This window comes from Nitrosospira sp. CT (assembly GCF_059489795.1).
The window spans coordinates 1-22,499 of sequence record NZ_JCAHZJ010000063.1; the positions used below are offsets into that span (position 1 = coordinate 1).

Consider the following 22,499-nt stretch of genomic DNA (forward strand, 5'->3'; position numbering starts at 1 on the left):
GACTGCCCAAGTAGCGGATTGCGTCCCGGGATGGGCATTCCACAACCTAAAGTATGTGCGCTACTGTGCGACGACTCGAGATATATTGAAAGCGATCTCGTTGAAAGAGGAAGTATTGAAAAAAGTGAAAGGGCAGGATGTAAAGATGTAGCAAAAGGGAGCCTTTATGCTACTTACGGGTTTTACCCCATTTCTCCGGACGGTTTGGTTAAGCCTAAAGCCTGCTCCCTACCGACTCGCCCCAAAAGGGCAATATTGCAGAACAAGAGACGAGAGCTCAATAACGTTTTAAATTTTCCATCTTCTTCCGTCTCGCTATAAACCCGATCAAACCCAACCCGGCGAGCATTAAGGCATAGGCTTCAGGTTCGGGATAGTAGTAGGAATAGCAATAGCAATAACTTGACCCCTGTTATTGATATCCATTGCCTGGACTAGAACCATCCCTTGAGGGAGGTCAACCAACGAATTGAGGTCCGTCATTCCTTCACCATCAGGACCGGTGATGAAGGCATGGTAATAACCTTCAGCCGTGTAAGAGTATCCCACTACCTGTCCAATATCGTTGATGTCGTTGGCCTGGCTCCCGTTCCCACCTAATAAAGTGCCCAGGTCTCTCATCCCCACCCCATCAGGACCGGTGATGAAGGCATGGAGACTACCTTCAGCCGTGGAAGAGTTTCCAACCACTTGTCCGGCATCGTTGATACCGTAGGCATAGCTCCAGTGACCACCCAAAGTTCCCAGATCTCTCATCCCCACCCCATCAGGACCGGTGATGAAGGCATGGAGACTACCTTCAGCCGTGGAAGAGTTTCCAACCACTTGTCCGGCATCGTTGATACCGTAGGCATAGCTCCCGCTCCCGCCCAAAGTGCCCAGGTCTCTCATCCCCACCCCATCAGGACCAGTGATGAAGGCATGACGATTACTATCAGCCGTGAGAGAGTATCCAGCCACCTGTCTGGCATCGTTGATGCCGAAGGCATAGCTCCAGTGCCCGCCTAAAGTGCCCAGGTCTCTCATCCCCATGCCATTCGGACCAGTGATGAAAGCATGGACATAGCCTCCAACAGTGCCAGAGCCTCCCACTACCTGTGCGGCATCGTTGATGCCGTACGCATAGCTCTCACCCCCCCTCAAAGTGCCCAGGTCTCTCATCTCCACCCCATCAGGAGCGGTGATGAAGGCATGCTGACCACCTTCAGCCGTGTGAGAGTATCCAGCCACCTGCCCAGCATCGTTGATGCCGGAGGCATTGCTCCAGTTCCCGCCCAAAGTGCCCAGGCTAATTGCTTTCCTGCTGTTAAGATCAACAAGGAGGACTATTTCGGCGTTTGCAGGATTGACAAAACCAAGGCCGGTAGTTAAGGCTGCGGCCAGGATAAGATGGCGAACTTTGAAGAAATGGCTGAGTAGTGTCATTGCATTCTCCGGCAAGGCGGGTTGGTAATTTATTAATGTAGATAATGGAGTTCATGCTGTCAAAGAGCTTCTCCCGATCTCTGGTTTTTGGTTCTGATTTTGAAATTTCTCCCAACTAGCGCGATCTTTCTTCCTATCGGATGTATTGATAAAGGGTCTCCCGACTTATCCCAAACTCCTTCGCCAGCTTTGTCCGGTTTGCTCCGGCTGCAGCCTGGCTGTTGTCGATCGTCACCTTCGAGTAGCCATCCGTGTGGGTGTGGGGATAGCCTGCGACGTAGGCGGCAGTCGCTGGCCACGGTTTCCGTTCGGAGCTGTCGCCGGACGAACATACGCCGAACGAGGGGGAGCATACGCCGGATGAGGAGGAACGTAAGGATTGCTGGGAGTGTAGGACTGGGACGACGTGAAGAGACGCGGATCCAGGACATAGGGCTTGGGAGGAGGAGCGGTCTGGATCGCATATGCGATCGAACTGGCCATGCCGAGCAGGACCAGCCCTTGCAAATAGAACGGTCGACGGAAGAGGCTCCAGGCATCCTTCAAACGCCCAGCAGAGGCACTTCTCTCTCCCAAGGATTCGAGAAACTCCTCGATTTGGCGGCGCAGAACCTTCCCTTCGTCCTCGCCGTTGTCGCCGAGACCCTTCATCCAAGCCTTAGCTTGATCTGGCTTGATCTTCTTTGCGAGGTCAAGGGCATCGAAGGCGATGGCCCGCGCCATGCCGGTCTTCCGAGTACGGCGAAGGCCCATGCCTTGTGCGCAGCGAGGCGAGCATTTCTGTTCTCTATTCCGCGTTGATTCTTTAAAGGCGTCGACTATAGTAAAACTTGGTACGGAATATCATCGTAGACGGATTAATCTTTTTGGTACCAAATCGATTTTTTATTCACCTGAACGGATAGAGGAGAAAAATGAAAACAAGAAGGTTAATTCAAACTACACAATTGATAAGCTTTTTCGGGCTTTCCGCTATGTTGTCAATAGCTGCAGCTGATCCACCTGTAGCACATCAATCTAAAACCCAGAATATTCCCGGTGTGATAGGACCCCCAACACCACCTCCAACCGGCACGCCCAAACAACCTCCTCCTAAAATTCTTCATTGCGCCCAAGATTGCGATGCTTGTACGAGGGAAGGCCTTCGTTGCACAAGCAGCTTTGAGTGTATGGAGAAATATCCGACCAGCCCGATCCTGTGCTTAATTCCGCAAAGATGATCTCCCACCACGAACGAGAAATCGCGGAACTGAGCGTTGACCGTGAATTGGCAGTCGAGTATCTAAAGGCAGCGATGGAATCGCTCGATAATTCCGACGATCGGCTGCCGAACACCCCGAGCTAAGGAAGAGGCGTACCTCGTTCATACTCCGGGTGTTTGGAAAGAAAATTCTCGTACTCCTCCCATTTCCCAAAGTAGCGCAAGGAATAGCTTGCCCCTGTCCCCCATTGGGGTCCTCCCGAGCTGAAAATCTATCTGATAAACCTTGCCTGCTTCAACGGGGCTCTGATTATGGGGAAGGTTGGATGGTGAAGATTTCCGTAAATCGCAGATATCTCCAGAGCATGGGTTCCAGGATCAACCTGAATCACATTCGACAACCCTATCGACCAAATCCTGTCAATCCTGTCAAATGTTGTCTTTCCGTCAACCTTAATTACAAATACCTCGGCACGGGTGTAATCGGACGTGAATCGGATGGCACTACCCGCACGCAGGCAGAAGAATTTATCGAAAAGGCGCGACAGGACGCCAAATCCGGCAAACTCAATTTGCCAAAACGTCGAAAAATTGTTCTTGGGTTTGAGGAAGCGGCGGAGAGATACTTAGCCAAACTGGAACAAGAAGGGGGAAAAGACCTTTTGATGAAGCGGCGGCGCCTGTCGTTGCATGTAGTTCCGTTTTTTAAAGGCTTCCCACTTTCAAAAATCACTTCTTTTGACATCGAGCGGTATAAAAAACATCGCTTCTTGAAGTCGCTATGTGTGGCGGGGTGAAGCAAAAACCTAAAGACGCGACCAAGCTAAAAACCACGAGCCCAGGTACAGTAAATCGGGAGTTGGCTGGGATTTCGCACTTATGTAATAAGGCAGTCGAATGGGGATGGATTGATCGGCGGCCAGCTATTATCAAGCGATGCCGGGAGGAACAAAGCAGAATTACATACCTCACGAGTGAGCAGATTAAACGACTAATTGAATGTGCCAAGCAAGACCAGAATCCTCAGATATACCCCTTTATGGTTATTGGCTTAGGGACTTCTATGCGTCGAATGGAAATTTTGGAAATTAGGCGCGAGAACGTTAATTTAAAGCAACGAACAATTTACATTCCGAACGCGAAGGGGGAGCACGTGAGCAGCCTATTACCCGGCAACTGGCAGAATTTCTAGAGGGTTATATGACTGGATTGCAGAAAGGTACTCCATGGTTATTTCCTTCTCCAAGCGCAAAAGAAGGACACAACGATGGATATTCGCAAACCGTTTCGCCGTGTAGTTTCCGCCGCCGGAATGGATCCTGACGAAGTTGTGCGGCACACGCTACGCCATACCGCTATCACACACTTGGTCCAGGCTGGAGTGGACCTGCCTACTGTAAAAAGGATATCAGGGCACAAAACCCTAATAATGGTTGAACGTTATGCTCACCAGAACGGCGAACATATCAAGACAGCAATGGACAAACTTGAGGACCGCTATCGGAAGATGAGGTAGTAATTCTCGTCACAATTACACAAGAATTACACAAAGTAAAAGGTTTTCCGATATTAAATCTTCTAACCTTTCGAATTAATGGTGGCCAAGGGCGGAATCGAACCACCGACACAAGGATTTTCAGTCCTCTGCTCTACCGACTGAGCTACTTGGCCTATTAAAACGATTATCCTGTAACAGTCAATTCAGGTACAGGTTTTTAACCGGCGAGATTGTAGCATAGTGCCAATTCTGTTGGAATCCAGCCGTGCAAGATTTAAAACTGAAGCAACCGTAGAAATGATACGGTTTTCTTGCCGAACTACGTTCCTGTTTCACCTCTTGACCATCTCTTGCAAACAGGAAATACAATCAGGGATGCCGGTTACGGCAGAGTATCCCGCCTCTTAGAAACAGTAGAATTTCTTGTTCCCGCACCTCGGGGCATTAACCGCCTGAAAATCTACTGTCTGAAACTCGTCCAGACAGGCTACAATTCAGCATTTTAGCAGCAATAGATGCGCATTTCCCACGGCATTCCCGTTCAGGCTGATACGCCGGTTGCGCTCACCATTGGCAATTTCGATGGGGTGCATCTGGGGCACCAGGCGATGCTTGCGCGCCTGAAAAAGGCGGCTGACCGGCTTGGTCTCGAATCATGTGTCATGATTTTCGAGCCCCATCCGCGGGAGTTTTTCGCCCCGGATAAGGCGCCTACGCGGCTCACCAGCCTGCGGGAGAAGCTGGAATTGCTGGCGGCAGTCGGGGTGGAGCGGGTGCATGTTTGCCGCTTCGATTTCGATTTTGCCAGGATACCTGCAGAAGATTTTATTGTCCGCATCCTTCAGCATGGGTTGGCTGCGCGCTGGGTTCTGGTGGGAGACGACTTTCGCTTCGGTGCCCGCCGTGCCGGCGACTATGACATGCTCAAGGCATTTTCGGCAGAGTGTGGTTTCGAGGTGGAGGAGATGCCAGGCTTTACCGTAAACGGCCTGCGCGTTTCAAGCACGGCCGTTCGCGAGGCATTGGCGGCGGGCGAACTCGAGCTGGTCAAATGCCTGCTGGGCCGTTTCTACAGCATCAGCGGGCGCGTGGTGGATGGCGACAAGCTGGGCAAGAAGATCGGGTTTCCCACCGCGAATATCCAGCTCAAGCATAACCGGCCGCCCCTGTCGGGAATCTTTGCCGTTGAAGTGGAGATGGAAGCGCCGGGGAACGAGAGGCCCCCGTCATTGGAAGTGCCTTCATTGGATACACTGCGAGGCGTTGCAAGCCTGGGTGTGCGCCCCACTGTGCATGAGCATGGCAAGCCGGTGCTGGAGGTTCACTTGTTTGATTTCGACCAGGATATTTATGGCCGCCATTTACGGGTACATTTTCTTCATAAGCTGCGTGACGAGGAAAAATATTCCGACCTCAAGGCTCTGACCAGCCAGATTGGCCGGGATGTGGACAATACAAAGAAGTACTTTTCCTCGTTATCCAGCGCTCCCGCTCTTTCTGAAAAGAAGCTTGTGCAAAGATAAGGCTGCCATTCGCTACTTTCTCGATATTTCATGACCGACTATAAAAAAACGCTGAACCTGCCCGATACGCCTTTCCCGATGCGGGGCGATCTCGCGAAGCGAGAGCCTGTGATGCTTAAGGCATGGGAAGAAAAGAATCTTTATCAGAGAATCCGGGAAGCCTGCAAGGGCCGCCCTAGGTTCGTGCTGCACGATGGGCCACCGTATGCCAATGGGGATATACACATAGGACATGCAGTCAACAAGATACTGAAAGACATCATCATCAAGTCGAAGACCTTGGCAGGCTTCGATGCGCCCTATGTGCCGGGCTGGGATTGCCATGGCCTGCCGATCGAGCACCAGATCGAAAAGAAGTATGGCAAGAGTTTGCCGGGGGATAAGGTGCGCGAGCTATGCCGCGCTTTTGCGAAGGAGCAGGTTGCGCGGCAGAAAGCGGATTTCATCCGCCTCGGTGTCCTGGGTGATTGGGATAACCCTTATCTCACCATGAATTACCGCACGGAGGCCGGCATTATCCGCGCACTGGGCAAAATCTATGAAAGCGGTTATCTCTACCAGGGTCAGAAACCGGTCAACTGGTGTATCGATTGCGGCTCGGCATTGGCGGAAGCGGAAGTCGAATATGAGGATAAGACCTCACCTGCGATAGACGTGAAATTCAAGGTGGCTGATCCGGCTGCATTCTGGCAAAAGGTCTTGAAGCCGTCGGAAGGTTTGCTGCATACGATTACCCAGGATGATAAGCCGATTTATGTCGTCATCTGGACGACCACCCCCTGGACATTGCCGGCCAACCAGGCGGTGAGTTTGAATCCCAGTGAAGAATACGTTGCAATCGACACCGGAAGTGAGTTCTTACTTCTGGCAGATGCCCTTGTTGACGGCACTTTGCTGCGCTACGGAATCGCAAAAGCCGATGCGAGCATTGCGGGCAAATGCACTGGCGATGCATTGGAGCATGTGCTGCTGCAGCACCCGTTTTACCCGCGGCAGGTGCCCATCATTCTGGGAGAACATGTCACCATGGACGCGGGAACGGGCGCGGTGCATACCGCTCCTGCACACGGAGTGGACGATTATGTGGTGGGGCAGAAGTACGGCTTGCCGGTGGAGAATCCGGTAGGGGATGACGGGCGCTTCTTCGATTCTATACCACTCGTCGGCGGACTTTCCGTATGGAAAGCGAATGAGGTGGTAATACAGGAATTGGAAAAAAATGGCCTTTTACTAAAAAACGAGAAGCTTCAGCACAGCTACCCGCACTGCTGGCGGCATCGAACACCGATCATCTTCCGCGCGACACCGCAGTGGTTTATATCCATGGATAAGGAAGTCTCGGGTATGAATCAGGGGGTGGCACAATCGCTGCGCGAATCGGCGACAGCCGCAGTGGAGGCAACCGCCTTCTATCCGTCCTGGGGAAGGGCCCGCCTGGAGGCAATGGTGAACAACCGACCGGACTGGTGCATTTCTCGCCAACGCAACTGGGGCGTGCCGATGGCGCTTTTTGTCAACAAGGAAACCCATGAACTGCATCCGCGCACGAGCGAACTGCTGGAGCAGGTTGCTCAACGGGTGGAGCAGGAAGGGATTGAAGCATGGTTTCGCTTGGATGCGACGGAACTTCTGGGAGAGGAAGCAGCTAATTACAAGAAGCTTACGGACACACTGGATGTGTGGTTCGATTCGGGGACGACGCACGATACGGTTTTAAAGCCAGACCCACAGCTTAAGTTTCCAGCCGACCTTTACCTGGAGGGATCGGACCAGCACCGCGGCTGGTTCCAGTCTTCCCTGCTCACCGGTTGCGCGATTGACGGCCGCGCCCCTTACGATGCCCTGCTCACGCACGGCTTCGTGGTGGACGGCCACGGCCATAAGATGAGCAAGTCCAAAGGGAATGTGATTGCGCCACAGAAGGTGATGGATACGTCGGGGGCGGACATCCTTCGTTTATGGGTGGGATCTACGGATTATTCGGGAGAACTGTCGATATCGGATGAAATCCTGAAGCGGGTGGTGGAGAGTTATAGACGGATACGCAATACGCTGCGTTTTCTGCTTGCCAATCTTGCAGATTTTGATTCATCAACCGATACCGTACCCATCGGGCAATGGCTGGAAATAGACCGCTACATACTGGCCTTCACGAGAAGGCTTCAGGATGAAGTAGTGGAAGACTACCGCAACTTTGACTTTCATTTGATTGTGCATCGCTTGCATAATTTCTGTTCGGAGGACCTCGGCGGTTTCTACCTCGACGTCCTCAAGGACCGGCTGTATACAGCCGGGGCCAGCGGTCTTCCGCGTCGCTCCGCGCAAAGTGCGCTGTATCATATTGCGCATAGCCTGGTACGCTTGTTTGCACCTATCCTCAGCTTTACCTGCGAAGAGGTATGGCAATATCTCCACGGCGATTCGGGGGACAGCGTTTTGCTGCATACGTGGCACAAGCTTCCGCCGCAGCCGGATGAGGAAGCGCTCATGGCGCGCTGGAGCAGGATACGGGAGCTACGCTCACAGGTTCAAAAAGCCCTGGAGGAGTCTCGCGCCTCGGGGAAGATCGGTTCTTCGCTTGCAGCCGAGGTGCAGATTCGAGTTGCTGGAGACGACTTTTCACTGCTGGAGTCGCTAGGCGATGATCTCCGGCTTGTCATGATCACCTCGGCGGCGCAGGTTGTTCACACTGACAAACTGGAAGAGGAAGGCGTTGCCGTAACGCCCAGCGCTCACCCGAAATGCGAACGGTGCTGGCATTATCGGGAGGATGTAGGTGCGGACGAAGAATATCCGACCATTTGCAGACGGTGCGTATCCAACCTGTATGGGGCGGGCGAGGTTAGACGATATGCTTGAACAAGTTGCTTGTGGGGACAGGCTTATATGAAGCTTTGGGTAAGCCTGGTTATTGCGCTGATTGTAGGGGTGCTCGATTTCGTCACGAAGCGCTGGATAGAGGGCGTATTGGATTATGGCGAACATGTGCCGCTGACCGGTTTTTTCAATCTGGTGCTGGCATACAACGCGGGAGCAGCGTTCAGTTTCTTGAGTGATGCGGGAGGATGGCAGCGCTGGTTTTTCACGATTGTTTCCGCAGGTGCCTCTGTATTAATCGTTTTTTTGCTGCACAGGCATGCGGCAGACAAATTTTTCTGCATCGCTTTGAGTCTGATCCTGGGCGGCGCCTTGGGGAACTTGTGGGACCGCGCCACCCTGGGTCATGTTGTCGACTTTCTGGATTTCCATGTAGCGGGCTATCACTGGCCCGCCTTCAACATGGCGGATTCAGCGATTTCACTGGGGGCGGTATTGCTGGTGATCGACGGTTTTCGGCGAAAGGATGCGGATACCGCAAAGAGCAGGTGATTTCGGCGCAAGAAGATGTTTCAGACAGCCGTTTTGCCCGGCTGCCACATCACATCTCCCACACCTTGCTGCCGGTTCAGGAAGCGGCATAACACGAACAGGAAATCCGACAGCCGGTTGAGATACTGTAGATGTACGGGAACTGACGTTTCTGCCTGGTAGAGCTCTACGAGGCGCCTTTCGGCGCGCCGGCATACTGCCCGGGCAACGTGGCATAATGAAGCGGCGCGAATGCCACCGGGAAGTATGAATTCCCTGAGCGCCGGTAACGCTTCGTTATAATGATCCAGTTGCGCCTCCAGGCGCTCGACCTGTCCGGCGTTAATAGTGACCCGTCCCGGAATGCAAAGATCCCCGCCCAGATCGAACAGGTCATGCTGGATATCTTCCAGTTTTATCCTGGTTTCGCCATCCAGCGTTTCCGCAAGCAACAGCCCAATGAAACTGTTGAGCTCGTCCAACGTGCCCATGGCTTCGATACGCAAGCTCTGCTTGGAAGAGCGGGTACCGTCCCCCAAGCCGGTGGTTCCGTCATCACCGGTCCGCGTATAGATCCTGGTCAATCGCTTTCCCATACGGATTGTCTGATCAACTTGCGGGGTGACTTCCATTAACCGGGCAATCCGGGCTCACCCTTCCTGCTCCTCCTTGCTTTGACTGCGTGGGGGCATGAATAACGCGGCAACGGGTTTTTTTTGCTGCTTATGGCCAAAATAGTCAAACCGTTTTTCCGGCAGGGATGTTTCTGACTTGGCACTGGCTCTATCCGAAGGCTCTCCGGAAAATGTGCCCGGCGTATAGGGTTGAGTAAAGAGAGGGTCCTCCGGCATTTTGCCGTTCTTTCGGTGAAAACGCGTTGGCTCCTTTGAACTCCTGGCAGTTTTACCCTTGGCGCCGTTGAATGACATAATGGAATTTGCCTGCTCCAGTTTCCGGGACTGCGATCCGGGAGATTTCTTCTCAACCGGTTGATTCGATCGATGGTCAGTTCTTCCGGGCGATGTGGCAACTTCCCCTTGGGTGGCAAAGGTCTCTGGCTCGAAACCTGGAATTGCTTTCGATTCCAGCTTGAATTTGAGCAACTTCTCAATACCCTTGAGTAATTCCGCCTCATCCTCGCATACGAGCGATACAGCGTCTCCCTTCGTCCCAGCGCGACCTGTGCGACCAATGCGGTGCACATAGTCCTCGGGATTTGTCGGCAATTCGAAATTGACCACGTGCGGCAGGTCTTCGATGTCCAATCCTCTGGCAGCAACATCGGTGGCCACCAGGACACGGACCTCGCCCTGTTTGAATTTTGTCAGCGCTTCAGTACGCTGCGGTTGGGTTTTGTCCCCATGAATCGCCGTTGCACTGATGTGATCCCGTTCCAGTTGCTGAGCCAGTCGGCTCGCTCCATGCTTGGTTCGCGCGAATACCAGAACCTGTTTCAGGTCTTGAGATTTGATGAGGTGCGCCAACAATTCACGCTTGCGCTCGCGAACCACAGGATGTACTACATGAGTTATCAATTCAGTGATAGTGTTGCGCTTCGCGACTTCGACCAGCACCGGCTCTCTCAGAAGCTTCCCCGCAAGTTTCTTGATCTCGTCGGAAAATGTGGCCGAAAACATCAGACTCTGGCGTTTGGGCGGCAGCAATGCAAGAATGCGCTTGATATCCGGCAAAAAACCCATGTCGAGCATCCGGTCTGCTTCATCCAGTATGAGAATCTCTACCTTGGATAAGTTGATTGCCTTCTGCTGAATATGATCCAGCAGGCGTCCTGGCGTTGCCACCAGAATTTCGACTCCCGCCCGCAATTCACGAGCTTGCGGTTCCATATCCACTCCGCCGTAAACTGCGGCGTATCTCAGTGGAAGATATTTGCCATAGGTTTTTACGCTCTCATGTACCTGAATAGCGAGTTCGCGCGTGGGGACGAGAATCAGTGTACGGATAGGGTGCCGGGCGGGAGAGGCGCTGGTGTTAGCGCCGGGTTGCAGGAGATTTAACATCGGCAATGTAAAACCCGCGGTCTTGCCGGTACCGGTCTGTGCTGCACCCATGATATCCCTGCCTTCGAGGATACGGGGAATTGCCTGGGCCTGAATCGGAGTTGGGTCGGTATAGCCTTGATCTGCTATGGCGCGCAGAATCTCGGACGTTAAATTAAGTTGGGTAAACGACATATTCAATACTTCGAATCCGCATGGGTGTCAATGCGGTCGGAGGAGGATGATTTATAGATAAGGAAATGATGTACGACAATGGTTGTAGAAGATGAAGAGACTAACGCTATGTAGAGCGTTAAACAGCATTGGTCTGTTTGAGACGAGTCGAATTTATTAAGGTGTACAGTATTAACGTATATCAGTAATCCAAAGTTTAGACTATCTGCGAATTATAAAATTCATTCACTCTTAATCATTTCTTGCTTGCTGGCGGATACTTTCGGACTTGGTTCCTTTGACCCATTCGCCGCTTTTCGTGAAAACACGCAATAATACCGGTGCGCCACCAATCGCTACCGCATCGACGAGGCAATACCAGGCCGCTACACCGCTTGGCGGATTCCCCTGGGATAGGTTGAGAACGGGCTCTATCGTAGCCCACTTCCATGTCCCCGCTGCGGTGCCGATCAACTCCAGCCAGGTGGTAATAAAAAAGGCTGCCAGATAAACCATTGGGGAGCGGCCTTTGAACAGATATATGAGAAACACGCAAAATAACAGCGCCCCTACCTGATCTCCCTGCTCAGGATATCCGCTGACCCCCCAGAGCGACCAGATACCGCAAGCCAGGACCACGAAAGCCGCTATTCTTCGGGAATACTTCAGGAAGAGGCCGGAGCGGGCCAGGGCAACTGCGGTAAGATAAACCATGCCATGCCCGGGAGGCACGTAAGCGGGCACATTTCCAAAACGATAGGTGTAGCCCTGCATATAAATGGAAGCAAAATGCTCACCCGCAGTAGCGAAAGCTACCGCAATGATCACTTGCATCCGCACTTCTTTATTTTCCCCAATCAACAGTCCGAACAGAAATGTCCATGCGATCAATCCCATGAAGTTTTGCTGCGAGAGGCTGCCAGTTGCATCCAGATTCAGGCTGAGCGCTACACAAAGAAAAGTGAGTGCGGCGATAAAGTAATCGCGCATTCTATGTGCATATGGAGTATCTGGTTTGGGAAAGTTGCGTAGCATTTCCTGGATCTAGTGTTGGGGACAGCTATCGGGAGTCCGTAGGGTAATTAACCGGAAGTAACTATAAAGTGTGAACCATACCATACATCCGGGATTTCTTTTTGGCGTTTCTGCGCGGAGATAGGCAGGCATACGAAATCAACGCCTCCATGAAATAAAACCGCTGTTCCGGTTATCACCGGAAACAGCGGTTGGGCAGGAAAATTACTCGTATTGTTGTCAGGCGTCTCGAAGGAATAAGGGTAACAACCGCCAGGGAATCGGCTGATTATTACTCCTCGTCTTCCTCTTCCTCGTCGTCATCCTTCTTTTCGGGCTTGAGCACCATCTTGCCCTGCTTGATGCTCTCGTTCAGGTCGGTTTCTGCAACCTCCTTGTGCACCAGGTTCTGGTGACAGTCGATACAGGTGGCCCCTTCCGTCTCCATCTTCTTGTGCGCAGCCTTCGCATCCGCTCCAGGAGGCTGCGGATTCCTGTGGCAGGCGCGGCAGGTGCGGCTGTCCCACTTCTTGAGATTCATGCGCGCATCGTGCGCCATGATCAATCGACGCTCGTTGAATTTCTCCAGCGTGGAGTAGTCGTTGACCATCTCAAGATAGAGCTCGCGCGCCCCATCCACCACATGGGTCGCCACCGCCAGATGGAAGTTCTGCAATCCCTGCGGGATGTGGCAATCCTTGCAGCCGGGGTTGGCGCCCAGGGCGCCATAGTGCGAGGATTCCTTCAACTCCTCCGCAGGATAAGTCATGGAATGGCAACTGGTGCAGAATTCGGTGGTGGAGACGGCCGCTTCGCCGCCCAATACCACCGCCACCATCACCACCCCCAAGAGTGTGCCGACCAAAAGGGCACTACCTGTCTTCATCGCCATGTCAGTCGTCCGAACCTTTCTCGCCTACCTTGGCGCTGGACTGGAAGTCATCGTGGTACTTGAACTTCGGATCGCCAGTGAAGACCCCATCGAGCTTGTAGTGTTCGTGCATGGCCTTGGTGTCCTTGACGTACTTGTCAAAGTTGAAGGTGTATTTCTTGTCCACGTCCGGGGTGAAGGGGGTGTAGGGTTCCTTGGCACCCTTCCACGGGCTGCCCTTGTAGTTCATGTGGCAGGCATTGCAGCTTTCCTCGAAGCTGAAGTCCTGCCCGGCATCGGCCAGCACCTGGCGGGAGGTGGTCTTCTTCGATTTTTCATAAGCGGCACCGGATTTGCGGTGGATGCCACGATACTTGGAGCCGGGCCCATGGCAGGATTCGCACCCTACCCCGGTCAGGAACTTGCTCGGGTCGTCAACCGTGTAGCCGCCTTCCTTGCCCCAGCCATCCACATGACAGCCGACACAGTCCTTGTCCTGGGTGTAGTCCTTGGCAGGATCGAGCTTGGCCTTCTTCTTGGCTTCGGCCTTGTTGTTGGGCTTCAACGAGTCCATGGCCTTGGCGTGCGCCGTGCTGCCCCAGGATTCGGCCTGGCTCTTGTGACAGGAACTGCATTTCTTGCGGCCTTCAAACGATTGGGCAGACGCGCTGCCGGCCATGACCGCAAACAGCGCTGCCGCGGCCAGGGCGAGTGTCATGCGATGGTTCATCCTTCCTCCTTTTTTCTTTCGGCAAGTATATCCGTTGTTTCCGTTATATCCCTGGATTCTTGTATCTCTTCCAGCTTCATGCGACTACAACTGATCCGTATTTTGTTATTCCTGTTCTTGTTCTTTTGTCTGTCTTTCCTGTCATTGTAATGATAGCGCAATGATCGCAACTTCAGGACACACCTTTTGTTGTACCCGTACTGTATCTCCGGTTTATATGGAGGGGTAGCACCAGTACTATCACTCTTTCTGGTACCACTGGTACCGGTGGCGCACGGAGCGCGGCACGGGGACCCGCGTAGCGGGGTCGGGCAGCGGAGGGGCGCCGCGACCGTGCTTTAATGTAGGTGTACTGAGTAAAGTGATGTATCAGCAACCGGAGCGCTTTTTTCCCCATGCACGGTCGCTTTGCAGTTTATAGCTACTGGTTTGGGCTGGATTCCGGTTTGCTGGATTCCAGTCGAGCCCGGAATGACGAGATTATAGTAGCAGGTCTGGCTCCGCCAGACGAATGAAGGCATTCCCAGGCTTTGCCCGGGCTGCCTGGCTACCCTGCTACGTTTTGATGATGGGATGCAGTGGGGTGACTGCCGATGCGGCTGTCGGCAGAAGTGGGTGGTCATTAACCTCTGCTACCGTCTGTCAGTCAACTGCGGATATCGGATTTACTCGGAGGCTGGAGGCAGGGTGGGCGCTGGAAAGGACGCGGCATCCTCCGGGGTTGCGCCGACAGATGCAGGCTCCTTGCCGCCCGGTATCCTGTACACCCAGTAGCCTCCGGTCTGGTAGATGAGTTGCACCGCAGCCAGGTCAAGCGGCATCGATTCGGTGAAGGGCAGCATCTGCGCAATCAGCGTCCGGTCGCTTTTGTCATCCTTGAGGAAGTAGCCGCGTACCAGCCTGTCCGACACGGATTGCAGGGTGTAGGTCTTGTAGTTGTTGTCCAGCACCCATCGCTTGAGATAGTCGACCATGCCATGCATGTTGCCTTCCATCGGGAAGTTGCGATAGGCAACGTCGAACCGGCCCGGACGCATGATGCCAAGCTTGTACAGGTCGGTGACATGAATGGCGAGATAGGCTTCGCGATCGCCTGCCAGTTCGCGCAGGATGGCAGCCCCCGCTTCAGGTTCGGCCATCAGGGCATCGGCAAAGCGCTCGAATCTCTGCTCTTCTTCCCGTCCTGCCTTGCCGCCCCAGAAGTCGTCTTCGTATTTGCGGATGGCGTCAGCCTGCTTCTGCCACGGAGTGGGGATGACCAGGTAGTCGGAGAACTGCCCGCTAAACAGGGTGTCGCGCTTCGAGAGAAGCTTCAGCTGGCGCGAGGTGTCCCACCAGCCAAGTACCAGCGCATCCTTGTCGGCGTACTTGTCGATGGCGGCAGCCAGGGTGGCCAGTTCATTGAGTTTGAGATCGGGAGTGAGCAGCAGCTCACTCGTGCGGTTTTCCCAGTCGAGCCTCACCGGGGCGCCATTGCCCTGCCTTGCCGCATGCAGTACTGCCAGCGGCTGGGGAATGTCTTCGGTAAAGACTTCATACCGGGCAATGGAAAGGTCCGGCCACTTGCCCAGTCCAAGTTGCGGGAATTTGTCTGCGCTGCCTTCTTCCGCCAGCTGGTAGCGGTAGGGGGCAGGCCCGGGGTTGAACCACGCCCAGGCAAACCACAGGAGCAAAAGAATTCCTCCCGCCACCAGGAGAATACCCAGTGAGGGGAGGAGTTTGGAGCCAGGCCGCGCCAGAATGGCGCGGCTAGAGGTACTTGCGGTCAAAACAGGATATCAGTCCTTGCGGACGCCCTCGTTCTTCTCGCGCCGGCGCCAGCCTGCCAGGGCAAGCGTGCCAGCCAGCAGCATGCCGCCACCCAGACCGCCAAGCGAGAGCTTCTCGCTGCTGTCAAGGTCGAACAGGCTTGCCTTGCGCTTGGCATCGAGCTTGGCTACTTTCGCCTGCAACGCCGCCATTTCACGGATCTTGGTGTTCTCGTCCATGACTTCGACGTAGTCGCGGTTCATCGGGCCCCAGCCTTCGGTATAGGTCCAGCCACCCGGGTTGACGTGCGCCAGTCCTACGTGCAGTTTGGGAAGGTTGTTCTCTCCCATTTCCAGCACCTTGAGCTCGATCGCAGCAGGGTTGTTGTCCTTGCTCCAGTAGAGCTGGGTGAAGCCTGCGAACATTTCCTTGTCAGGCGGCAGCGGGGTCGGACGATTGGTCTTCTGACCCGTCAGCAGACCTTCCTTGTAGAGCTTCTCGGCCACGGCGTGCGCTTCCTTGTACTTGGCCAGGCCGTGCAGCGTGCCCTTGTCCATGAATTCAAGGTAGGAGCGGGCAAAACGCTCGGAGTGGCAGGAGGTGCAGGTCTTGACCCAGGAGTCCAGCCGCGCTTCCGACCATTCGCTGTTGATGTTCTCGGCAATGCCCGGTACCGCAGGGTAGTTGGCCCAGCGAATCTTCCTCACGACGTTGTGGCTGTACTTGCCTTCATATTCGAAGTGGCAGCCGGCACAGGTGGGCGCTGTCTGCCCGCCCTTGGTGTAGGCGTCCTTCAGGGGTGCGTTCCAGTTCCATTTGTCGCCCATGATCGCTACCGTCTTGCCGTGCTTGCTCATGGAGTAGGCTTCCCAGTTGTTGTGGTCTACTCCGCTGTGGCAGGTGGCGCAGGCTTCAGGATGACGCGATTCGGCAGCAGAGAATTCGTGCCGCGTGTGGCAGGAGTCGCATTTGTTCTGGTTGGTGTGGCACATGCTGCAGCCTTCGGCAATCTCGCGCTGCGGCATGGAGGCAAATACGGCTACTTCAACGTTGGCCTTCCAGTCCAGTGCGTGCGAGGGGCGTCCCTGCGGCCATTGCTTGTTCGGCCATACCAGAGTGTCGCGCTCGGATTCGCGTTCGGCAAATTCCTGAAGGTGGCAGGTGCCGCACACGTCCGCCGTCGGCATGCGCAAATCCTTCATGTGGTCTGCCTTGTCTTTCTTGTTGATGTCGACGTGGCAGTCGATACACCCTACTTCCTTGAGCTTGTCGTTGGCTCCAAGCTTGCCCATCGAGCGAAGATTCTTCTCCACATCTTCAAGCTTCGCCTTCTTGTAGTACGTCGGGTCTTCAGGCTTCAGGTTCCGGACCTTGTCCAGGTTCGCGTGCGTGCTCCTCTTCCAGGCACTCACCCATACCGGCGATTCGTCCGTGTGGCATTTGACGCATTCCTCGCGCGCCGCTACTTCCTTCATCGAGGTAGGCGGCTTGTAATACGAGGCAGGGTCAAAGTACATGCTCATCGGGATCGGCTCCCAGTACTTCGCCAGCGTGCCGCGTCCCGCTCCCTGCGCAGGATCCTTGTAACGCTTCACCAGCGCCGAATGCAGTTCCTTCGGCGAGGCCGACTGCTCCAGCTTCAGCGCCTTATACGTCTCTTTGGGAACGCTGGGAAAGTTGGCCCACGTGGCGCCCGCAAACAGCACCCCACACGCAAGCGTAACCAGCCTCAGCCAAGGCTTCATTAACATCTGCTTCTCTCCTTTACTCCGTAATGATGTTGTTGTTTATCAGGAACGTTGAACAAGTCCTTGCAAAAGGACGCTGCAGAGTAAAATCGGGATAACCGGAAGACGCAAGAAATGCTGTAATCCCGTGAAATTATTCAATGTTCCCCGGATATCTGCATTACCGCATCCATATTGAATACGGCCTCCCCTGCACATATCCGCTGCGCTGGAAAACCCGCGTAACCGGGTCAGACCAAAACAGCGCGTAGCCTAACCGGACCCACATCCCATGTCAAGAAAATTGAGATCAGACCACGAACCTGAATATGACAACTGCAAGTCCTCCCAGCAGCAGGATACAAACAGTAAGCAGCATTTTCACACGAACCCGAAAAACCTCGATCGCTTCGACCATCAGGGCGTTCTGCTCAGCAAGCGATTTTATCAATTCGGCGGAAGACCTCTGCTCATCACTCAACTCGATGAGTTTCGCCTCCAGGAAACGAACACGTTTGTCCAGGCTGCCCGAGGAATCTCCTGTCTGCCAATCTGCCGAGAAATCGGCTGTCTCCTTCTTTGTGGCAGAAAAAAGGTGCTTGGCCGCCTTTACGATATGCGGTGCGGATTCCACCACATTCCCCCAGGGAATGATTTTTAACGCTGTCATCCAGATTGACATATCCAAGCCTCCACGTTCGTTCGTCGCCATTAAAAAGTGTGTGGCGAAATCTCCTGCGCGCTTACATTCTGGCCAAGACCTTTGCGACTGTCTCCCCTATGGCCGAAGGGGTGGGGGAAATAGTGACGCCCAGCTCTTTCAAGATGGCAACTTTTTCCGCAGCACTTTCACCCGCTGCGGAGATAATCGCACCCGCATGTCCCATGCGGCGGCCTTCCGGCGCTGTCAGGCCTGCAATATACGCCACGAGGGGTTTACTCATGTGGTCTCTGGAGAAAATGCCTGCCTCGACTTCCTGAGGCCCTCCAATTTCTCCAATCATGACCACTACTTTTGTTTCCAGGTCCTCTTCGAATCTCTCCAGAATATCGCGATGCGAACTGCCAATAATCGGGTCCCCGCCAATACCAACCGATGTCGATATGCCGATGCCCAGCGTCCGCATTTGATCCGCGGCTTCGTACCCCAGCGTTCCGGAACGGCCAACGACGCCCACATCTCCCTGCATGTAGATATGGCCCGGCATGATTCCCAATATCGACCTGCCTGGGCTGATCGTACCAGCACAATTCGGGCCGGTAAGCACCATGCGTTCTTCGATAGGAAAGCGGCGTAAAAAGTTCTTGACCGTCATCATATCCTGCGTAGGAATACCATCAGTAATGGCAACGCAGTATTTGATGCCTGCGTCGGCTGCTTCCATGATTGAATCCGCCGCAAATGCCGGAGGCACAAACACGATGCTTGCATTCGCACCGACTTGCTGAACAGCCTCTTTCACCGTATTGAAAACCGGTCTCCCCAGATGCTGCTGCCCCCCTTTGCCAGGGGTTACGCCGCCGACAATGTTGGAACCGTAATTGATCATATCCTGTGCATGAAAAGTACCGATCTTGCCGGTGAAGCCCTGAACTATGATCCGTGTGCTCTCATCAATTAAAATCGCCATTTATATCCCTTTGCACTCTTCTGCAACCGCGCGATTGCGCGCCTGGACAACCTTCTCGGCCGCCTCCGCCAGCGTTCCCGCGGTGATGATCGACAAGCCGCTTTCAGCAATGATCCGCTGGCCCTCCTCGACATTGGTACCGGACAAGCGCACGACCAGCGGTATTTTCATATCGATATTTCTTACCGCCTGCACGACGCCTTGCGCAATCCAGTCGCAGCGGTTAATACCTGCAAAGATATTGACCAGCATCGCCTTGACTCCTTTATCAGCCAGCACCAGGCGAAATGCCTTTTCCGTACGTTCAGCCGACGCGCCACCTCCCACGTCAAGGAAATTTGCCGGCTCCCCGCCCGCGAGCTTGATCATATCCATCGTTGCCATGGCGAGTCCGGCACCGTTTATCATGCATCCAATATCACCGTTCAATCCGATGTAGCTCAACCCATGATCGGAGGCTGCCATCTCCCGAGGATCGGCTTGTGTTTTATCACGCAGTTCGGCAACCTCGTGCCGGCGAAACAAGGCGTTTTCGTCGAAGCTCATTTTCGCGTCAAGAGCAATGAGTTCACCGCTCCCGGTGATCACAAGGGGGTTGATTTCCACCATGTTTGCATCCAGATCACGCAAGGCGCGATAGCAGCCCCGGATGGTTTTAACGGCATGAGGCAGTTGTGCCGCTTCCATGCCCAGTGCAAAAGCCATCTCTCTCGCCTGAAAATCCTGCAACCCAACTGCGGGTTCGATAAAAATCTTCTTGATGGCATGGGGATTTGTGTGAGCCAACTCCTCGATTTCCATTCCACCCTGCCCCGAGCCTATCATGACGATACGCTCCGAACTTCTGTCTATCAGAAAGCAGAGATACATCTCCCTGGCAATGTGCGTGCCCGCTTCCACATATACCCGTGTACACACCTTTCCCACAGATCCCGTCTGACGAGTCACCAGAATCTTTCCCAGCAACTCCTCAGCGGCCGCCCGGACTTCGTCATGAGTCCTGCATACCTTGATGCCCCCCGCCTTGCCGCGTCCTCCCGAATGGATCTGCGCCTTCACCACCCATACATTGCCATCGATTTCCCTGGCACGCTGCACACTTTCTTCTATCGTATATGCCAATCCCCCTTCCGCTGTCTTGACCCCATACCTCATTAAAATTTCTTTTGCCTGATACTCATGTATATCCAATGCGTCACCTTATTTATCAACAATAATTTTCACTATTTTCCGGGGTCACGGCTCTCGCAATCCAGGAAGCTTCATGGATTCCTTGAATTACTCAAGCACAAAGCGAACCTGCCTGATGGAAACGGCGTCATACTTCACAGTAATGTATCCGTCAACCTGAGTATCCCCACCGGCAGGATCAGGAGAAAAAGAAAGACCGCTTGATGCGGTCGGAAGTACGCTATGTCGCGGTTGCGCCTATCGCCTCTGCCATTTTTACCACGTTATTGGCCATTCTTGCCGATGCGGCATCGATCAGGCGCCCGTCCAGCGCAGCCGCCCCTTTCCCTTGAGCTGCCGCCTCCTGCAATGCCGCGAGGATACGTTGTGCTTTTTCAACTTCGGATAGAGGTGGCGTGAAAACCTCATTGGCAAGATCGATTTGCGACGGATGGATAGCCCATTTACCTTCACAGCCCAAAGCAGCAGCTCGTCTTGCCGCCGCTTTATAGCCTTCCGGATCCTTGATGTCGCCAAAAGGACCGTCTATCGGCCTCAAGCCATAAGCACGACAGGCGACAGTCATCCGACTGATGGCAGCGTGCCACTGATCTCCCGGATAGTCGGGATTGAGGCCGCCGATGTTTGTCGTTCTGGCGCGATTGCTGGCGGCGTAATCCGCTACGCCGAAATGGAGCGCCTCGAGCCGACCACGCACCCCATTGCGCGCAATGTCTTCCACATTCGCCATACCCAGCGCCGTTTCAATCAATGCTTCAATGCCTATCCGGTTTTTCAGTCCCTGCTGCATCTCCAGCTGGTTGAGCATGGCTTCAACCATATAGACATCCGAATATATCCCCACCTTCGGGATCAGTATGGTATCCAGCTTGTGACCTGCTTTTTCGACCACGTCAACCACATCACGAACCATGAACTGGGTATCCAGACCGTTTATCCGTACCGAAACAGTCACTCCGTGGCCTCTCCAGTCCAGGTCATTGAGCGCCTCGATAACGTTTTTTCGTGCAGTCAGCTTGTCATCCGGGGCAACGGCGTCTTCGAGATCGAGAAAAACGAAATCCACACCGCTTTTCAGGGCTTTCTCGAACATGCCAGGGTTCGAACCGGGAACAGCCAGTTCGCATCGTTGCACACGAATGACAGAGGCTTCATATAGTGTATGGCTCATTTGCTCCTTCCTGATTGAGTTATTTAATTTTGGAGACGGGATTGGGAGGTGAACTGGTGTGGCCCGGATTGCTGGAGCGCATCCTGGCGCAGTTCTGCTTATCGTTGTGATAAATAACGCACTATTTTACTTTTGAAGAAGGTAATGTTCAATTTAACTTTTGTGAAGAGATCGGAATCAGGATCAAACAGTAGAAAAAGCGCTCGCCCTTGCGCGCGGGTGCCCCAGTACACGTGTCATGGGCCGGATACTACCGTTTCTGGTATTTGGAAACGGCCTGGTTATGGTCAGACAGATTGCTGGAAAAATGGGACTCTCCGTTCCCCTTCGCAACAAAATACAGCGCATCGGTCGTTGCGGGATTGAGCGCGGCGCGGATTGAAGCCAAACCAGGCAAGGCAATGGGAGTTGGCGGCAGGCCAGGACGTGTGTAAGTATTATATTCCTGGTCGCTCAAGAGATCTTTTTTACGCAGGTTGCCATCGAATTTATCGCCCAGACCATAAATGACTGCCGGATCTGTCTGTAGCAACATGCGTGACCGCAAGCGGTTGATAAACACGGCGGCGACCATTCTGCGATCATCCTCCCGACCTGTTTCCTTTTCAATGATCGATGCCAGGATCAGGGCCTCGTACGGATCTTTCAGAGGAAGGTTTACTGCCCGCTGTGCCCAGGCGATATCCATGTGGTTGTGCATGGCGCGGTAAGCGCGTTTCAATACTGCTACATCGCTGCTCCCACGCGCAAAGAAATAGGTATCCGGAAAAAACAATCCCTCTGCCGCAGCCTCGGTTGCTCCGATCAGCCGCAGAATCTCCCCGTTGCTCAGGTGAGTGGTCTGGTGGCGGAGAGCGGGATGCTCATCCAGCATTCGCCTGAGCTGGGAAAAAGTCCAGCCCTCGATGAATCTGATTTCACTCTGGCTGCTATCACCCCTGGTTATTCGCTGTAGCAACTGAAATGGCGAAATGCTCGCAGTAATCTCATAGTCTCCCGCCTTGAGTGATGTAGCGACACCCATCAAGCGGGACAACAGGACAAAAGACCAGGCATCAGGCAAAACACCGGCATTCGCCAGTTGACCGGCGATGGTTTTTACACTGCTGCCTTGCTCGATCGAAAACTCATAAGGAACAATGGGAAGCTCAACGGGTTTGCTGACCCTATACCCTACCCATGCGGAAAAGAGCGCCGTTCCCAGAAAAACGACGCGGATGAAGCGCTTCAGTAGTTTCGCCACAAA

At 53.9% G+C, this 22,499-nt stretch carries 21 protein-coding genes, 1 tRNA gene and 1 pseudogene; 6 read left to right on the plus strand and 17 right to left on the minus strand.

Annotated features, from left to right (window positions below):
- Window positions 1–277: 277 nt before the first annotated feature.
- From AC52W5_RS10060 to AC52W5_RS10075, 4 genes are all read right to left on the minus strand, one after another.
- A complete protein-coding gene (locus AC52W5_RS10060; protein WP_074976043.1) occupies window positions 278–349 on the minus strand; it encodes a hypothetical protein in 72 nt (23 codons plus the stop codon).
- Window positions 349–1,425 carry an HAF repeat-containing protein gene (locus AC52W5_RS10065; RefSeq protein ID WP_495670901.1) on the minus strand — a complete coding sequence of 359 codons (1,077 nt, stop codon included), beginning with the start codon at window positions 1,423–1,425 and terminating at the stop codon, window positions 349–351. Before AC52W5_RS10065 ends, AC52W5_RS10060 begins: the two co-directional genes overlap by 1 nt.
- A gap of 133 nt (window positions 1,426–1,558) precedes the next feature.
- Window positions 1,559–1,660: a helix-turn-helix domain-containing protein gene (locus AC52W5_RS10070; protein ID WP_495670902.1), complete on the minus strand. Its 102-nt coding sequence runs from the start codon at window positions 1,658–1,660 to the stop codon at window positions 1,559–1,561.
- Entirely contained in the window at window positions 1,657–2,148 is a 492-nt protein-coding gene (locus AC52W5_RS10075; protein ID WP_495670903.1) for a hypothetical protein, read from the minus strand. Before AC52W5_RS10075 ends, AC52W5_RS10070 begins: the two co-directional genes overlap by 4 nt.
- Before the next feature lie 442 nt (window positions 2,149–2,590).
- On the opposite strand from AC52W5_RS10075, the gene AC52W5_RS10080 reads away from it, so the two are divergent.
- The 3 genes and pseudogenes from AC52W5_RS10080 to AC52W5_RS10090 all read left to right on the plus strand — a co-directional run bounded on the left by AC52W5_RS10080 (window position 2,591) and on the right by AC52W5_RS10090 (window position 4,142).
- Window positions 2,591–2,770 (plus strand): hypothetical protein, encoded by a 180-nt coding sequence (locus AC52W5_RS10080; protein WP_495670904.1) that lies wholly within the window; start codon window positions 2,591–2,593, stop codon window positions 2,768–2,770.
- Between the two features lie 221 nt (window positions 2,771–2,991).
- The gene (locus AC52W5_RS10085) at window positions 2,992–3,423 is read left to right on the plus strand and encodes a hypothetical protein (protein ID WP_495670905.1); all 432 of its coding nucleotides are present in this window, start codon (window positions 2,992–2,994) and stop codon (window positions 3,421–3,423) included.
- Window positions 3,408–4,142: pseudogene (locus AC52W5_RS10090) on the plus strand (tyrosine-type recombinase/integrase). Before AC52W5_RS10085 ends, AC52W5_RS10090 begins: the two are co-directional and overlap by 16 nt.
- 79 nt (window positions 4,143–4,221) lie before the next feature.
- Here the strand turns inward: AC52W5_RS10090 and AC52W5_RS10095 are convergent.
- Window positions 4,222–4,297, minus strand: a tRNA-Phe gene (locus AC52W5_RS10095).
- A 342-nt stretch (window positions 4,298–4,639) separates the two neighbouring features.
- Between AC52W5_RS10095 and AC52W5_RS10100 the strand changes: the two genes are divergently transcribed.
- Genes AC52W5_RS10100 through lspA form a run of 3 tightly spaced genes read left to right on the plus strand, consistent with a single transcriptional unit; the run spans window position 4,640 to window position 9,016 of the window.
- Window positions 4,640–5,647: a bifunctional riboflavin kinase/FAD synthetase gene (locus AC52W5_RS10100; RefSeq protein WP_495670906.1), complete on the plus strand. Its 1,008-nt coding sequence runs from the start codon at window positions 4,640–4,642 to the stop codon at window positions 5,645–5,647.
- A 30-nt stretch (window positions 5,648–5,677) separates the two neighbouring features.
- Complete coding sequence (ileS, locus tag AC52W5_RS10105; protein WP_495670907.1) at window positions 5,678–8,506, plus strand: isoleucine--tRNA ligase; 2,829 nt, start codon at window positions 5,678–5,680, stop codon at window positions 8,504–8,506.
- Window positions 8,507–8,533: 27 nt separating this feature from the next.
- Entirely contained in the window at window positions 8,534–9,016 is a 483-nt protein-coding gene (lspA, locus tag AC52W5_RS10110; RefSeq protein ID WP_495670908.1) for a signal peptidase II, read from the plus strand.
- A 20-nt stretch (window positions 9,017–9,036) separates the two neighbouring features.
- On the opposite strand, the gene AC52W5_RS10115 is transcribed toward lspA, so the two are convergent.
- From AC52W5_RS10115 to mltG, 12 genes are all read right to left on the minus strand, one after another.
- On the minus strand, window positions 9,037–9,591 hold the full coding sequence (locus tag AC52W5_RS10115) for a cob(I)yrinic acid a,c-diamide adenosyltransferase (protein ID WP_495670909.1): 555 nt from the start codon (window positions 9,589–9,591) through the stop codon (window positions 9,037–9,039).
- A 54-nt stretch (window positions 9,592–9,645) separates the two neighbouring features.
- The gene (locus AC52W5_RS10120) at window positions 9,646–11,190 is read right to left on the minus strand and encodes a DEAD/DEAH box helicase (protein WP_495670910.1); all 1,545 of its coding nucleotides are present in this window, start codon (window positions 11,188–11,190) and stop codon (window positions 9,646–9,648) included.
- 231 nt (window positions 11,191–11,421) lie between these two features.
- Complete coding sequence (locus tag AC52W5_RS10125) at window positions 11,422–12,204, minus strand: hypothetical protein (protein WP_495670911.1); 783 nt, start codon at window positions 12,202–12,204, stop codon at window positions 11,422–11,424.
- Between the two features lie 271 nt (window positions 12,205–12,475).
- A complete protein-coding gene (locus AC52W5_RS10130) occupies window positions 12,476–13,075 on the minus strand; it encodes a NapC/NirT family cytochrome c (RefSeq protein WP_113068729.1) in 600 nt (199 codons plus the stop codon).
- Between the two features lies 1 nt (window position 13,076).
- Window positions 13,077–13,784, minus strand: a complete 708-nt coding sequence (gene cycA / locus AC52W5_RS10135) for a cytochrome c-550 CycA (protein WP_495670912.1) — start codon at window positions 13,782–13,784, stop codon at window positions 13,077–13,079.
- A gap of 665 nt (window positions 13,785–14,449) precedes the next feature.
- The gene (gene haoB, locus AC52W5_RS10140; RefSeq protein WP_495670913.1) at window positions 14,450–15,553 is read right to left on the minus strand and encodes a hydroxylamine oxidation protein HaoB; all 1,104 of its coding nucleotides are present in this window, start codon (window positions 15,551–15,553) and stop codon (window positions 14,450–14,452) included.
- 9 nt (window positions 15,554–15,562) lie between these two features.
- The gene (locus AC52W5_RS10145) at window positions 15,563–17,278 is read right to left on the minus strand and encodes a multiheme c-type cytochrome (RefSeq protein WP_495670914.1); all 1,716 of its coding nucleotides are present in this window, start codon (window positions 17,276–17,278) and stop codon (window positions 15,563–15,565) included.
- Window positions 17,279–17,570: 292 nt separating this feature from the next.
- Window positions 17,571–17,942 (minus strand): hypothetical protein, encoded by a 372-nt coding sequence (locus AC52W5_RS10150; protein WP_146162459.1) that lies wholly within the window; start codon window positions 17,940–17,942, stop codon window positions 17,571–17,573.
- A 61-nt stretch (window positions 17,943–18,003) separates the two neighbouring features.
- On the minus strand, window positions 18,004–18,891 hold the full coding sequence (gene sucD / locus AC52W5_RS10155) for a succinate--CoA ligase subunit alpha (RefSeq protein WP_495670915.1): 888 nt from the start codon (window positions 18,889–18,891) through the stop codon (window positions 18,004–18,006).
- Window positions 18,892–20,082, minus strand: coding sequence for a malate--CoA ligase subunit beta (locus AC52W5_RS10160; protein WP_495670916.1), 1,191 nt, complete (start codon window positions 20,080–20,082; stop codon window positions 18,892–18,894).
- Between the two features lie 220 nt (window positions 20,083–20,302).
- Window positions 20,303–21,253, minus strand: coding sequence for an HpcH/HpaI aldolase/citrate lyase family protein (locus tag AC52W5_RS10165; RefSeq protein ID WP_495670917.1), 951 nt, complete (start codon window positions 21,251–21,253; stop codon window positions 20,303–20,305).
- Between the two features lie 250 nt (window positions 21,254–21,503).
- The gene (gene mltG, locus AC52W5_RS10170; RefSeq protein WP_495670918.1) at window positions 21,504–22,496 is read right to left on the minus strand and encodes an endolytic transglycosylase MltG; all 993 of its coding nucleotides are present in this window, start codon (window positions 22,494–22,496) and stop codon (window positions 21,504–21,506) included.
- Between the last annotated feature and the right edge of the window lie 3 nt (window positions 22,497–22,499).